The sequence below is a fragment of the Paenibacillus sp. B01 genome, assembly GCF_009649995.1.
GTDB classification, from domain to species: domain Bacteria; phylum Bacillota; class Bacilli; order Paenibacillales; family Paenibacillaceae; genus Paenibacillus_O; species Paenibacillus_O pasadenensis.
The window spans coordinates 4533822-4547356 of the sequence record NZ_CP045802.1; the positions used below are offsets into that span (position 1 = coordinate 4533822).

Consider the following 13535-nt stretch of genomic DNA (forward strand, 5'->3'; position numbering starts at 1 on the left):
AAGCCGCTCCCTCTTGGGAAGCGGCTTTTTTATGCGAGGCCAGGCCCGCTTTTCATCCTTTGACGGCGCCGGCGCTCAAGCCGCCGACGATATACTTTTGGAAGAACAGGAAGATGACCGCCGGCGGCAGCAGCGTCATCGACAGAATTGCGAACCGCACGTTCCAGTTGATCGTGGAGCCGGCATAAATGATTTTGGTATAGATCGCCGCGGCGAGCGGCTGCATGTCCTCCTGCATGACGAGGCTGGACCAGTAGAAGTCGTTCCAGGTCGTGGAGAATCCGAGCATCGTGATCGTGATGAGGATCGGCATGGACAGCGGAACGGCGATCATCGCGAAGCTCCGCAGCTCGGAAGCGCCGTCGATGCGGGCCGCCTCCAGCATTTCCTTGTGGATGCCGTCGAAGAAGTTTTTGAGCAGCATGAGATAAAAGGCATTGGCGCCTGCCGGCAGCCAGAACGCCCAGTATCGGTTCAAGAGGTCCAGATCCTTCAGGTTCAAGAAGTTCGGGATCAAGTACGACGCGGCCGGAATGAGCAGGGTGCACATGAAGTAGAGCGTCACCGCTTTTTTGAACGGCACCTGCATATGCGACAAGCCGTAAGCGGCCAAGCCGAGGACGACCAGCGAGAAGACGGTGTTGCCGACGAAGATGAGCAAGGTGTTTTTGAAATGCATCGGGATGTTCAGGTAGCCGAACGATTCCTTGTAATTGCTCCAGTGCCACTCGCTCGGGAAAAACGGCGCGGGAAACTCGAAAAACTCCTGCGTCGACTTGAGCGAGTTGAGCACGGTATTGACGAACGGGTACAGCATCGACACCGAGATGAGCGCGATCGCCAGCACGACGAAGCCGTAGATTACCCGGACGGCCGGCTTGCGAAAATCATAGCGGGACATGATCGCCCGCTCCTGCTCGGCCTTCATGCGGCATCATCTCCTTTTCTGAGCTTGATCGTAAGCAGCGAGAAGACGACGAGGAACACAAACATCAAGACGCCCATCGCGCTCGCCTTGCCGAAGTTGAAGTACGTGAACGCTTCGCGCGTCGTCAGCAGCAGATAGGTCAGCGTGCCGTTGTCCGGGCCGCCGCCGAACATGATCAGCTGGGATTGGAACGCTTGCGAGGTGGAGATCAGCTGCAGCACGAGCAGCAGCAGGATGAGATTTTTGATGCCCGGCAAGGTCACGTACCGGATCCGTCCCCATACGCCGGCGCCGTCCAGCTCGGCCGCCTCGTACATGTCCTTCGGAATGGCGGACAGCCCTGCGATATAGATCAATGTCGCGCTCCCGAAATTTTGCCAGGTTTCCAAGATGACGAGCGAGAACATGGCGTGTTCTTTGCTGTAGAAGTCAAAGCTCGGCAAGCCCAAGAAATTCAGGAATGTGTTGATCGGGCCGATCGGATCGTAAAACCATTGCCACATGCCGTAAAGCACGATGGCCGGGATGATGCTCGGCAAATAGCCGATGATGCGCGCCGGACCTCGGAACCATTTCAGCTCCGACACCCCGATCGCCATCGCGATCGGCACCCAGAAGCCGATGACGAGCGCCAGCCCCATGTAATACAGCGTGTTTTTGATTGCCGTATAAAAGTCGGGATTTCCGAGCACTTCTTGATAATTCTGCAATCCGACAAACGTATTGCCATTGACGAAATCGACCTGATAGAAGCTGTACCCGATCCCTTTGGCGATCGGAACCCACAGGAACAACAAGAAAATCAGTACCGCCGGCAGCAGAAACAAGCTTCCCCACGCGTATTTTTTCATTCGCCTGCCCAGGCTCGCATGGGCAAGGGGCGCATCCGCCTTCGCCGGCGCCTGCGGTTGAACTTGCATCGCCATATCCCTTCTCCTTCCTTTCCGCCGCAATCGCCCGTGCGGGCAATCGAAAAGGGGGACGCCGAACTTTGTCCGCTCGGTCCCCCTTGCCTGCCGGTCTTATTGAACCTTGACTTTATCGAAGTTTTCCTTCTGCACCTTGGCCGCCGCGTCGTCGAGCAGCTTCTGCAGATCCAGATCGCCTTTGCTGATCAGCACTTTCTGGATGACGTTCGCCATCTCGGCATAGTAGGCCTGCGTCTCGTACGTCGCTTCCGGCTTCGATTCCATCAGCTGGATCAGCTCAGGGGAATATTTATAGACGTTGTCATGCTTATCCAGAACCGCTTGATACTTCTTGCCGTATTCGGAGTCGTCGTTCCAGTAGTTGATCAGCTGCGGAACGTACACTTGGTTTTTGGATTTCTGGTCGACGATCTGCTGATCGATCGCGTCCAGGTACTCTTGCGTGAAGTACTCGTCGACGACGAAGTCGAACGCGGCCTTCTGCTGCGCCTTGTCGGCCAGGCCGTTGATGACCTTGTAGTTGCCGCCGGCCACGCCGATATGCTTGCCGCCTTTGGAGACGGAAGGAATCGGATAGATCAGGACGTCGTCCTTGCTGATGCCGCCCTGGTTGATCGCGCCGTCCAGCGCGTTGCCGCTGCCGCACATGACCATCGCGCCGCGTCCTTGGTTGAACATCGCCAGCGCGTCGCCGTAGCCGAGCGCCCACTGCTTCGGAATGACGCCCGCGACCTTCAGGTCATTGTAGAATTGAAGCGCTTTCAGTCCGGCTTCGCTGTTGAACGCCGCCGTCACCTTGCCGTCCGCCACGGTCTGGATGTCGCCGCCTGCCGTGTAGAGGAAGTTCGTCCAGTTCCAGCCGGCCTCCGTGCCCTTGCCCATCGGGATGAAGCCCGCGATGCCTTTAGCCGGATCGTTCACGGATTTCGCCGCTTCGATGAATTCCTCCATCGTCCAATCCATCGGCGGCAGCGGCACGCCTTTGTCTTCGAAGATTTTCTTGTTGACGGTAATCGTCATGCCGTAGGCATCGATCGGAATGCCGTATGTCTTGCCCTCGATGACGAAAGGCTTCGTAGCGAACGCGTTCAAATCCTTCGCATACGGCCAGCTCGCCATGTAGTCGCTCAGATCGGCGATCCACTTCTTGTCGGTCAGCAGCTTGCCCTCCGTCGCCCATGTCGTGAATTCGGTCTGCGCGCTGTTCGACGCCATCTTGATCGCGATTTCCGAGTTCTCGTATTTCCAGTATTTCGGCGTGATGGAGACATTCGGATTTTTCTCCGTGAACCGTTTGATCCGGGCGTCGAGCGCGGCGTTTTCCGCGGTTTTGTCCGGCGGGTACGCGTAGGCGACGATGCTCACCTTTTCGGCAGGCGGCGCTTCCTCCTGCACGTTCGCAGCCGCATTTTCCGTCGGCGCGTTTGCGCTCGCGTTCGAATTCGTTTTCGTGTTTTCGGTGTTCGCATTGCCGCCGCATCCGGCCAAGAGCACGAACATCGCCATGCCGCCGTACGCCAGCGCGCGCTTGCTTTTCCCTTTATTCATGGTCTAACCCCTCGCATTCCCTATATTTGCTTGCACCTTTATTGTAGGGTAGGACCGCCCTTCCCTTCGAGGTGCGATCTAACGGGCGTGAGGTGTAAAATTACGCTTTTCGCTCCCGAGGCGGGCACCCGCGCTCAGTCGGCCGGATGGAGCGGCATCACCATGACGGCCTGCGTGCCGCCGGAGGCCATCTCCTTGTAGGAGAGGCCATAGCCGTCTCCGAAATGAAGCCGGATGCGACGGTGCACGTTCGTGATGCCGTACCCTTGCTGGGGCAGCTTGCCTTCCAAAATCGCATGGAGCTTAGAGATGTCGGCCGCGCGGTAGCCGTTGTCGGCGATCGCGATCTGCAGGTCGCCTCCTTGGACGCGCAGCGAGATGCTCAGGCGGCCGTCGCTGCCCATTTTGCGGATGCCGTGAAGGATCGCGTTCTCCACCAGCGGCTGGAGGATGACCTTCGGAATCCGAACGGCCTTCGTCTCCTCCTCGATGTCCCAGTGGACGACGAACCCGTACTCATACCGCTTCAGCTGCAGGCGGATGTACGCCTCGACATGCCGGAGCTCCTCCTCGACCGTAATGAGGCTCTCCCCCCGGCTCAGACCGATGCGCATGAGCAGCGACAGATCGCGGACCATCTCCGCCGATTCTTCGCCGCCCTCCAGCCGAATCCGCCAGTGGATCGATTCCAGCGTGTTGTAGAGCAGATGGGGATTGATTTGGGAATGCAATAAGGCAAGCTCCGATTCCTTATGCTTCAGCTCCAGGACATACTTGTCGTGAACGGTCTGGTTGAGCCTTTTGGTCATCTCGATAAAGGACTGGTGGAGCATCCCGATCTCGTCATGGCGGTCGACCCGCATGTCGTTGCCGAGCGTCCGTCCTGGCTCGAACGACCGCGTCAGCCGCGTCAGCCGCGTCAGAGGACTTAAAATATGGCGGATGAAATAAAGGCTGGCGAGCAGCAGGAGGATGAAATAGGCGATCATCAGCGTATTGAACAGCTGCCGGATCCCTTCGTGCTCGCCGACGATCGATTGGCGCGGAATCTTGAACAGCAGCTTCGTCTTGCTGTCCGCGCTGCTGTGGAAGGCGTACATCCAGGATTCGCGCCCGTTCCGCTCCAAAATGACGCCCTGCTCGGCGCCGCTCACCGACGCCGGCACGGACAGGACATCGCCGACCGCGAGGTTCTCGACATTGTCGGCCAAAATCGTATTGGACTTGTCGAGGAGCACGATCTGGCCGCCGCTCGGGATGCGCAGCGACTGGATATTTTTTTGAAGCAGGCTGTTCAAGCCCGTGATGACGAGCACGGCTGCCGGCCGGTCCTTGTCGTGAGCGCTCGTCATGCCCCGCACATAGGCGGCCGTCTTCTCGCTGCTCGCGTTGTCGCCAGGCTTGACCAGAATGCGAATGATGCCGGAGCCCCGTCCGTTCACCGCATCCTGGAACCAGCCGCCGGGCAGCGTATCGCAGGAGAAGAACACTCCGTTCGGCTTCACGTCCGACGTCGGCGCGAACGTATATCGCATCGCCAGATCGGGGATGCAGACGGAATAATTGATCGCATTCGGCGACGAATAGCTCATGAGCAGCTGATCCAAAGCCAAATATTCCTTGAGCCGGTCGTAATCCGTGTAGACGGGCGCATCCAGCAGCCGTCTGATTTCCGGCGAGATCAGCAGCTTCTCCGAGGTGCCGTCCACCGAGGCGATCACCTCGTCCAGCGTGAGATGGCTCGTCTTCGCCAGCTGGAACAGCGTATCGCCCATTTGCTTCTCCGTCACCGAGGTCACCTTCACGGAGACCAGCCAGTAGGCGAGCAGGATAGGCAGCACGATCAACAAAACAAAAAACAGGACGAATTGCTGCTTCAGATTCAGCTTGTACAGACGATGCATCATCGGGCCCGCCCCCAGAGCAGTTGTAGTCAAAGCCGCGCTATTGGCCCATTATATAAGGATAAAAACAGGAACGTTATGGGTTATATTACGAAGATGAGGTCCGATTCTACGATTCCGCTTCGCCGAGCGCCAGCCGCCGGTTTTCCTTTGGAAAAATGCCCAAAAAGGACGGCGAAAGCTTCGCCGTCCTTCATTTTGCGTTCCATTTTTCACCCGCCTGGGGGCGGCACTGGTTCTAGTCCTCGTCTTCTTCCTCGTCCGGCTCGGCCGCCTCGCGCTTGGCGCTCAGATACGCCTCCGTGTCGCGGTCGCGCTGGCGGCCCTTCTCCTTGAGCCGCTCGATGCCCGGCACGATCAGCCGGTCGACCTCCTGCTGGATCGCATACGCCAGATCGTGGCGGCTCTGCGACTCCAGGTAGGAGCCGACCTCCATCAGCGCGTTGTAGCGGTCGAGCTCCTCGCGGGTCAGCAGGCCGCGCACCTGGACGCTGCAGTGCCGCATTAGAAGAACTTCCCTTTGCGCAGCACGAGCGGGATGCCGCCGATGATGAACAGGTAGCGCAGATCGATCATCTTCTTGAGCCAGGCGGCCTTGCGGCCCAGATACTTCTTGCCGAAGGCGACGCCGATGCCCTCGCCCTTGCCGAGCGAGGCGACCGTGCCCTTGTTGCTGAAGGCGAACGTCTTGAGCGGCTGGCTGCGGATCGCCGCGACGAGATTATGGGCGCAGGTGACGCCCTGCTGCATCGCGATCTGGGCGGTCGGCGGGTACGGACGCCCTTCTTCGTTGAACATCAGCGAGTTGTCGCCGATGATGTAGATGTTCTCGTGGCTCGGCGCGCGCAGGTAGTCGTCGACCTTGACGCGTCCGCGCATCGTCTCGAAGCCGGCCTCCTCGATGAGGCGGCTGCCGCGGATGCCGCCCGTCCAGATGACGGTTTTGGAGCGGATCTCCTCGCCGTCGCCGACGATGACGCCGTCCGGCGAGCATTCCTTGATCGCGGTGCCGATGCGGAAGATGACGCCCTTCTTGGTGAGCACGTCCATGCCGTACTGGACGAGCTCCGGATCGAAGCCCGGCAGCGCGCTCGGCGCCGCCTCGATGTTGTACAGCTTGACGAGCGAGCGGTCGACGTCGAAGGCGCGGCACAGCTGCGGGATGCGGTCAGCCAGCTCGCCGACGAACTCGATGCCGGTGAAGCCCGCTCCGCCGACGACGAACGTCAGGTAGTCGGTGCGATGAGGCTCGCGCTTGTAGCGGGCGAACTGATATTCAATATGCTCGCGGATCAGACGCACCGAGTTGATGCTGCGGATGCTCATCGCATGCTCCGCCAAGCCCGGGATGCCGAACGTCTCCGGCTCGCCGCCGAGGCCGATGACGAGATAGTCGTAGGACAGCGTGCCGTCCTCGAGGATGACCTTCTTGTCCTGCGTGCGGATCTGCACGACGGTGGACTTGACGAAGTCGATCTTGAACTCGTCGATCAGCTTGGAGATGTTGACGCGGGCATTCTCCGGATTGTCCGTGCCGGCGGCAGGCATATGCAAATGGGTCGTGATATAGTGGTAATCATGCTTGTTCACCAAGGTGACGTCGGCTTCGTTGTAGTTGAGCTGCTTCTGCAGCTTGAGGGCGGTCAGAATGCCGCCATAGCCGGCTCCCAAGATGACGATCTTTGGTATATTGCTCATATGGTGCGTCCCTTCCCATCCATCTCTAATCCCTTTATTTATACTCAAGCCATGATAACAAATCCGCAAGAGCCACTTCAAGGTGAATTCCTACGAAAAATATTAGAAGAACGTACAAAGGCCGCAAGGAAGGCGCGCTTTCTACGCGCGCTCTCGAGACGTATAATGGAAGGGAAAGGAACACGATCTGGAGGTGCGAGGCAATGACAGACGTGAAAGTAGAGCCGGTCGACATCGCGATCATCGGCGGAGGACCCGCAGGCATGTTCGCCGCCTTTTACGGCGGCATGAGGCAGGCTTCCGTGAAGCTGATCGAGAGCATGCCGCAGCTCGGCGGACAGCTCGCCGCCCTTTATCCCGAGAAGTACATCTACGACGTCGCCGGCTTTCCCAAGGTGACGGCGCAGGAGCTCGTCGACTCGCTGCGGCGGCAGATGGACCATTTCGACCCGGAGATCTGCCTGGAGGAAAAGGTGACCGCTCTGATCAAGCACGGCGAGCGGGAATTCGAGATCCGCACCGACAAGGGCGCGCATCTCGCCCGCGCGGTCATCATTACGGCGGGCGTCGGCGCGTTCGAGCCGCGTCGGCTGGAGCTGCCGGAGGCGGCGGCATACGAGAGCCGGGGCCTCCATTATTTCGTCACCGACCTGCTGCAGTTCAAGGGCCGCAAGGTGCTCATCAGCGGCGGCGGAGATTCCGCCGTCGACTGGGCGCTCATGCTGGAGCCGATCGCGGAGAGCGTGACGCTCATCCACCGCCGCGACAAGTTCCGGGCCCATGAGCATAGCGTCGAGAAGCTGCGGGCGTCGAGCGTAGAGGTGCTCGTGCCGATGGAGATCGCGCGGCTGGAGGGCGAGGTGTACGTCGAGAAGGTCACGCTCGCCCACGCCAAGACCGGCGAGGAACAGACGCTGGACGTCGACGACGTCATCGTCAACTTCGGCTTCGTCTCCTCGCTCGGCCCGATCGCGGAGTGGGGCCTCGCTATCGAAGGAGGCTGCATCGTCGTCGACACCCGCATGGAAACGTCGATCCCCGGCATCTTCGCCGCAGGAGACATTACGACCTATCCCGGCAAGCTCAAGCTGATCGCCGTCGGCTTCGGCGAGGCGCCGACGGCGATCAACAACGCCAAGGTGTATCTCGATCCGACCGCCAAGCTGTCTCCCGGCCACAGCAGCAACCTCAAGCTGTAGCCGCGGATTTCCCCGCTTTTTCGCCCGGAGCCCCGAGCTCCGGAGCGCCGCCGCCGGACGGATTCGACTAGCTGAAGCGGCCAAAGGGCATCCTACACCTCGACTTCAATGCCGAGGGAGGATGCCCTTTTCATGATGTGTCCCGTATGCAATGGCATTCGACTGCTTGAGGCGGACTGCCCTCGCTGCCTGGAGCCGCTGCTCGACTGCGGCCCCGAACAGGATCTGGCGGGTCCGTACGCACCTTACGGGCCGGCCGCGGCCGTGTCGATGCTCGCTCCCGAAAAAGAGCGGCAGGTGGTACCGGTTTGCATGCACAGGCTGTATTGTACCGTCTGTTCGCACAGCAGCGATGCCGGCGTTCCGCTTACGCTGGGGTAGGGCGGTTCCGGCTGGCCCTACGGCTGCTCCGTAGCGGCCTCTTTGTCAGGCGTCACGTTCGGGCTTCAGGCTCCTAGTCGAATCATTTCCGGGTTCAGTTGTCTGCGCTTGATCTCGCTTGCGAGCAGCTTGATGAACTCCATGTCCAGATTGAATTGAACCGCGCTGAAGTAGGTTTCGATCAGCAATTCGTCAGACAACAGCTCCATCTTACCAGCCTCCTTCCGCTGCGGATTGGATGTGCTTCCCAATCTTAGCATGAGCGGAAATCGAGGAACAAGCGTTCGAATATCCACAGTCTCTCGTGGACAAGATGTGCACAATATGTGAGTAGAACGGGAATTCCGAGGAAAAATCAGGGGAAGGATGTGGATAGAGTTATACACAGCTGAATACGCGGAAATAGCGATAAATAAGTTTTATGGATATTTCTTCCTTGATTACTTCGGACGGGTATTCACTTCAAAAATCCAGATCTTGCCGCTCCGGTCCAGGCCATAGTCGAAGCCGAGCTGCCCGATGCCCGGGAACTTGGACTCCAGCACCGCCGCCGACAGCCGCGTCAGCCTCCTCATTTCCTGCTTCTTGCCGCGGATGCTCGCTCCCGGCAGCGAGCGGCCGATGCCTTGCGACGCCGTCAGCTGACTGCCGCCCCGGCACAGATTCGTGACGAACAGCCCCGAGCGGGCGACGCGGCCGACCATCGAGCGGATTTCCCAGCGGGCTCCGTTCTTGACGTACTTGACGCGGTAATCGATCGGACGGCCGCCGACCGTCGCCAGATGGATGCCCTTCTGGATCAGGTAGGAGCGTCCCTTCTGCAGCGGCTTCAGCGCCAGATGCAGCGAGCCGATCGACGAAGCCCGCTTCGTGCTGGAGCCGGACGAATAGCTGTAGCCGCCGTCCACGCGGCTGATTTTGATGACGCCGAGCCCTCCGGTGCCGCGCACCGGCTTGATGACGACCATCCCATGCTGGTCGAGCATGCTTTTCAGCGCCGCTTCGGAATAGAGGCGGGTCGGCGGAATATGCGGCGCGATCGACGGATGGCCGAGCAGCGCGGCTGTCTTCGCCCATTTGCTAGCCAGCATCCGTCCGCTCGCGCCTCCTTTCGGAAACGGCTTGGACAGCACCTTCTGCACATAGGCGAGCTCTTCCTCGGCGTCTGCCGCCCCTTCCTCGGCAGGGGCATGCGCCGGCAGCGGCTCGGCCGCGGCGGCAGGGACCGGCTCGGCGGGAGCGGGGAGCGCGGCGGCGGCTTCGGGAGCAGGCGCCGCCTCCAAGCGAATCTCTTCGTTCATCCTCTTGATCTCCTTTCTTCTTCTACTCTATTCTATGCTTTCGGGCGTCCGTTCTCTTGGATGATTGTCCGCGGCCGAACCGCCCTGTTTCCCTGCGAATGCGATCAGGCGATCGTCCTTCAACGGTCTCGGCCTATCGTCCGGAGGAGCTCCGTCTCGGGATGGAGGACAAATGCCGCAGGGGCTGATAAAGTAGAGGCATCGAAGAATCGGATCAGGAAAGGTGGATCTCCCATGAATCGTCATGCCAAGGCCGTGCTCGGCGCCGTCCTCGTCCTGCTCGGAGCCTATCTCATGCTCCAGCAGGGAGCCCGGATCGGGCCCGCGCAAATTTTCGGCCACTTCTGGCCAAGCTTGTTCGTCATTCCGCTCGGCATCTTCTTCCACTGGATGTACTTCTCCATGCTCAATCGCAGAGGGGTCGGCCTGCTCGTCCCCGGCGGGATCCTGCTCGGCGCCGGCCTTGTCAGCCAGTTCGCCATGCTGCTGGACAACTGGGGCTCGATCTGGCCCGGCTTCATCCTGGCCGTCGCGCTCGGCCTCTGGGAGCTCTACTGGTTCGGCGGACGCAACCGGTGGCTGCTCATTCCGATCAACATCCTGATCGTGCTGAGCCTGCTGTTCGGCGCCGTCTTTTCCATCAGCGCGCTGACCGCCAGCCTGGACAGCTATTATCCGTATGCTGCGCTGGTCCTCATCCTCGGCGGCTCGTTCCTGCTGCTCTCTCGCAAGCGGCGCGAAGACTGATCGAGGCTTGACGCCAGCGAGCCGGCACGACCAAAGCTCCTTTCGGAACCGGGTTCCGAAAGGAGCTTTTTTGACTGGAGATTCATCCGCCGCGCCCGCGCCGCGGGCAGGGGCTCCGCCGATTTTTAAGTCGCCCGTCAGACCCGGGAATCCCGTACGATGCTGCGGGTGTACGTCGTCCAGGAGATCAGGCAATAGGCCGCCTGCATCAAAATATAGACGCCCATGACGACGAGGCCGTACATCCATACCGGCCGCCCGATCAGCGTGCCGAGCGCTTGCATCGCAAACAGGCTGTGCACGATGCCGACGAGGCACGGCACGAGGTAGAGCAGCCCCACCTGCACGCCGACCGTGCGGCGCAGCTCGCCGGACGTCAGGCCGATCCGGTTCAAGGCGCGGAACTGGCTGCGGTCCTCCTGCAGCTCGGTGAACAGCTTGAAGTACAGCAGGCTCCCCGAGGCGATGAAGAACAGCACGCTGATGAACAGGCCGATGAATACGGTCAGGCCGATCGACTGCCGCATCTCGATATAGCTGGAGACGCGGTACGTCTGCGCCTGCTCCTTGGCTGCCGGCGTCAGCGCCTCGTCGAAGCGCTTCACATCGGCCAGGCGATGCTCCCAATCGGCCAGCTCGAAGCCGTAGAACGCCAGCTTGGCGGAGGCCGGAGCCGCGGCGGTCCACCGCTCCAGCTGCCGATCGGACACGACGAGCAGCCAGGACGCCTGGGCGATCGGGCTCAGCGCGGCGCCGTACGCGGACTTGTCCAGCTTCAGCCGCAGCGGCTCGTCGCCGATCCGTCCAAGCAGCTCGCCCTCGGGCTTGCCCTTCTCCTGCATGCTGCGGAAGGGCTCGACGAGAAAGCCGGCGTCGCCGTCCAGGCTCCGCTTCGGCAAGCCGACCCGCTCGGCCTCGCGATTGTAGTCGCTGAGCGCGACGACCATCGCGTCGCCCGGACGGTCGTCGCGGAACACGGCTCCGACCAGACCGCTCGCATGCAGTCCCTTCACCTCGGAGCGCTCGGTTACGGAGCCGCCGTCCTGCTCCAGCAGCGCGGCCGCCTGATCCGGGTCCATGACCGAATGGCCCGGACCCTGCTCCACATATCCGACCGTATACGGCGTATGCTCGAGAATTTGGTCGCGCTGCAGCTTTTGGAATACATACACCGTACTGGCCGCGCTCATGACGATCGCGCCCAGCACCGTCACGACGAACAGGATGCGGGCATTGTCCTTGATGCGGAACGCCAGCTGCGAGATGGACAGCAGATTGGTGCCCTTATAGTAGAAGCTTTTGCGCCGCTGCAGCAGGCGGATGACGGCTACGCTCAGCTGCGTGTAGAGGAAATACGTCCCGAGCACCGTGAATCCGATGATCGGCAGCGCCAGCATCATGAACGTCTGCACCGTCGTCATCGCCGCCATGGCGTAGCCGGCGCCGAGCGAGAGCGCGGCGAGCGCCGACAGTCCCGGCGAAAAGGCCGGCGGCCGCTTCGGGCGCCGTCCCTCGCCCAGCAGGTCGATGATCTCCGACCGCCCGACGCGCAGCGCGCTCAGCAGCGAGATGACGAAGAACAGCAGCAGGAAGCCGCCTGCCGTCAGCAGCACGGCCCGGCCCGGCACGAGGAAGCGGATCGGCACGTCGGTGCCGATCAGCACGCCGAGCGTCAGGATAAACAGCTTGCTCAGCAGGATGCCGAGGCCGAGGCCTGCCGCGATCGACAATGCGGCGACGGCGAGGCTTTCGTACACGACCATCTTGCGCAGCTGGCCGCGCGTCGTGCCGAACAGCGTCAGCAGGCCGAACTCCTTCTTGCGCGTCTTGACGAACGCCGAGCTGGAGTAGAGGACGAAGAAGAACGAGAAAATGAGGATAAGGTACATGCAGACCTCCATCATTTTCTTCACCCCTTGCGCCTGCTCGATCTTGCCGTTCACGACATCGGGATGCAGCACGAACGAGGCGTACAGATAAAAGATGAGGACGGAAAAGACGCTGCTGAGGAAAAAGGCCGCGTACGAACGCCAATTGCCGCGGATATTGTTAAGCGCGAGCGAACGGAACGTCATCGAAATTCCCTCCCAGCACGCTCAGCGAATCCAGAATCTGCTGGAAAAACGCCTGGCGATTGTCTCCGCGGCGGATCTCCGAGAAGAACCGTCCGTCCTTGATGAACATGATCCGCTTGCAGTAGCTCGCGCTGAACGGATCATGCGTCACCATCAGCACCGTCGCGCCGAGCCGCTCGTTGAGATCCTTGAGCGACTCCATGACGTCCTTGGCCGCCTTGGAGTCGAGGTTGCCCGTCAGCTCGTCGGCGAGCAGCAGCGACGGCTCGTGAATGATCGCCCGCGCGATCGCGGCGCGCTGCTTCTGGCCGCCGGACACCTCGTACGGCCGCTTTTCGAGGATGGCGGCGATGCCGAGCAGCGACGCCACCGGCTGCAGCGCCCGCTCGATCTGCGCCGGCGACTTGCCCTCGAGCACGAGCGGCAGCGCGATGTTCTCCTTGAGGCTGAGCGTGTCCAGCAGGTTGAAGTCCTGGAACACGAAGCCGAGCTCCCGGCGCCGGAACAGCGCCAGCTTGCGGTCGCTCAGCCCCGACGGGTCGATGCCGCGCACCGAGATGCTGCCCGAGGTCGGCTTGTCGATTGTCGCGAGCAGGTTGAGCAGCGTCGTCTTGCCGCTGCCCGACGGGCCCATGACGCCGACGAACTCGCCCGTCTGCACGGTCATGTCGATGCCGTCGAGCGCCTTGTAGCTGACCTCTCCTTTGGTGCTGTAGATTTTGCCTAACGCTTTTACTTCCAATACGTCCATGCGATGTCGTCCTCCCGGTTTCGTCTATCGAATGACTCCAGTATACCCGGACCAAGGAAGACCACCCATCGATC

12 protein-coding genes are annotated in these 13535 nt (G+C 60.8%); 2 read left to right on the forward strand and 10 right to left on the reverse strand.

The features are described 5' to 3' along the window. Positions 1-52: 52 nt before the first annotated feature. The 6 genes from GE073_RS19375 to GE073_RS19400 form a co-directional block, all read right to left on the reverse strand. Entirely contained in the window at positions 53-928 is an 876-nt protein-coding gene (locus tag GE073_RS19375; RefSeq protein ID WP_153784128.1) for a carbohydrate ABC transporter permease, read from the reverse strand. Then, positions 925-1848: a carbohydrate ABC transporter permease gene (locus GE073_RS19380; RefSeq protein WP_228551651.1), complete on the reverse strand. Its 924-nt coding sequence runs from the start codon at positions 1846-1848 to the stop codon at positions 925-927. The genes GE073_RS19375 and GE073_RS19380 overlap by 4 nt, the downstream gene beginning before the upstream one ends. A 102-nt stretch (positions 1849-1950) precedes the next feature. Continuing rightward, positions 1951-3405: an ABC transporter substrate-binding protein gene (locus GE073_RS19385; RefSeq protein ID WP_052333613.1), complete on the reverse strand. Its 1455-nt coding sequence runs from the start codon at positions 3403-3405 to the stop codon at positions 1951-1953. A gap of 134 nt (positions 3406-3539) precedes the next feature. Then, the gene (locus GE073_RS19390) at positions 3540-5312 is read right to left on the reverse strand and encodes a cache domain-containing sensor histidine kinase (protein ID WP_153784129.1); all 1773 of its coding nucleotides are present in this window, start codon (positions 5310-5312) and stop codon (positions 3540-3542) included. Positions 5313-5547: 235 nt separating this feature from the next. Further along, a complete protein-coding gene (locus GE073_RS19395; protein WP_028600542.1) occupies positions 5548-5814 on the reverse strand; it encodes a hypothetical protein in 267 nt (88 codons plus the stop codon). Next, positions 5814-7007: an NAD(P)/FAD-dependent oxidoreductase gene (locus GE073_RS19400; RefSeq protein WP_028600541.1), complete on the reverse strand. Its 1194-nt coding sequence runs from the start codon at positions 7005-7007 to the stop codon at positions 5814-5816. Before GE073_RS19400 ends, GE073_RS19395 begins: the two co-directional genes overlap by 1 nt. Positions 7008-7210: 203 nt before the next feature. Between GE073_RS19400 and GE073_RS19405 the strand changes: the two genes are divergently transcribed. Next, positions 7211-8206 carry an NAD(P)/FAD-dependent oxidoreductase gene (locus GE073_RS19405; protein ID WP_153784130.1) on the forward strand — a complete coding sequence of 332 codons (996 nt, stop codon included), beginning with the start codon at positions 7211-7213 and terminating at the stop codon, positions 8204-8206. A 446-nt stretch (positions 8207-8652) separates the two neighbouring features. Here the strand turns inward: GE073_RS19405 and GE073_RS19410 are convergent, their stop codons facing one another. Further along, on the reverse strand, positions 8653-8796 hold the full coding sequence (locus tag GE073_RS19410) for a sporulation histidine kinase inhibitor Sda (protein ID WP_043111940.1): 144 nt from the start codon (positions 8794-8796) through the stop codon (positions 8653-8655). Between the two features lie 231 nt (positions 8797-9027). After that, complete coding sequence (locus GE073_RS19415; RefSeq protein ID WP_028600539.1) at positions 9028-9678, reverse strand: YheC/YheD family protein; 651 nt, start codon at positions 9676-9678, stop codon at positions 9028-9030. A gap of 444 nt (positions 9679-10122) precedes the next feature. Here GE073_RS19415 and GE073_RS19420 point away from each other — a divergent pair, with 444 nt between their 5' ends. Beyond that, positions 10123-10635, forward strand: coding sequence for a hypothetical protein (locus GE073_RS19420; protein WP_028600538.1), 513 nt, complete (start codon positions 10123-10125; stop codon positions 10633-10635). 137 nt (positions 10636-10772) lie between these two features. Here GE073_RS19420 and GE073_RS19425 read toward each other — a convergent pair whose 3' ends face one another. Together GE073_RS19425 and GE073_RS19430 are read right to left on the reverse strand one after the other, a co-directional pair. Continuing rightward, positions 10773-12710, reverse strand: a complete 1938-nt coding sequence (locus GE073_RS19425; protein WP_153784131.1) for an ABC transporter permease — start codon at positions 12708-12710, stop codon at positions 10773-10775. Continuing rightward, complete coding sequence (locus GE073_RS19430) at positions 12685-13461, reverse strand: ABC transporter ATP-binding protein (protein ID WP_028600536.1); 777 nt, start codon at positions 13459-13461, stop codon at positions 12685-12687. The genes GE073_RS19425 and GE073_RS19430 overlap by 26 nt, the downstream gene beginning before the upstream one ends. Positions 13462-13535 lie beyond the last annotated feature (74 nt).

What these genes read in the sequence shown, in the direction of transcription:
- GE073_RS19375 (WP_153784128.1), bottom strand. Translation starts at nt 928, where the DNA reads ATGAAGGCCGAGCAGGAGCGGGCGATCATGTCCCGCTATGATTTTCGC.
- GE073_RS19380 (WP_228551651.1), bottom strand. Translation starts at nt 1,848, where the DNA reads ATGCAAGTTCAACCGCAGGCGCCGGCGAAGGCGGATGCGCCCCTTGCC.
- GE073_RS19385 (WP_052333613.1), bottom strand. Translation starts at nt 3,405, where the DNA reads ATGAATAAAGGGAAAAGCAAGCGCGCGCTGGCGTACGGCGGCATGGCG.
- GE073_RS19390 (WP_153784129.1), bottom strand. Translation starts at nt 5,312, where the DNA reads ATGATGCATCGTCTGTACAAGCTGAATCTGAAGCAGCAATTCGTCCTG.
- GE073_RS19395 (WP_028600542.1), bottom strand. Translation starts at nt 5,814, where the DNA reads ATGCGGCACTGCAGCGTCCAGGTGCGCGGCCTGCTGACCCGCGAGGAG.
- GE073_RS19400 (WP_028600541.1), bottom strand. Translation starts at nt 7,007, where the DNA reads ATGAGCAATATACCAAAGATCGTCATCTTGGGAGCCGGCTATGGCGGC.
- GE073_RS19405 (WP_153784130.1), top strand. Translation starts at nt 7,211, where the DNA reads ATGACAGACGTGAAAGTAGAGCCGGTCGACATCGCGATCATCGGCGGA.
- GE073_RS19410 (WP_043111940.1), bottom strand. Translation starts at nt 8,796, where the DNA reads ATGGAGCTGTTGTCTGACGAATTGCTGATCGAAACCTACTTCAGCGCG.
- GE073_RS19415 (WP_028600539.1), bottom strand. Translation starts at nt 9,678, where the DNA reads ATGCTGGCTAGCAAATGGGCGAAGACAGCCGCGCTGCTCGGCCATCCG.
- GE073_RS19420 (WP_028600538.1), top strand. Translation starts at nt 10,123, where the DNA reads ATGAATCGTCATGCCAAGGCCGTGCTCGGCGCCGTCCTCGTCCTGCTC.
- GE073_RS19425 (WP_153784131.1), bottom strand. Translation starts at nt 12,710, where the DNA reads ATGACGTTCCGTTCGCTCGCGCTTAACAATATCCGCGGCAATTGGCGT.
- GE073_RS19430 (WP_028600536.1), bottom strand. Translation starts at nt 13,461, where the DNA reads ATGGACGTATTGGAAGTAAAAGCGTTAGGCAAAATCTACAGCACCAAA.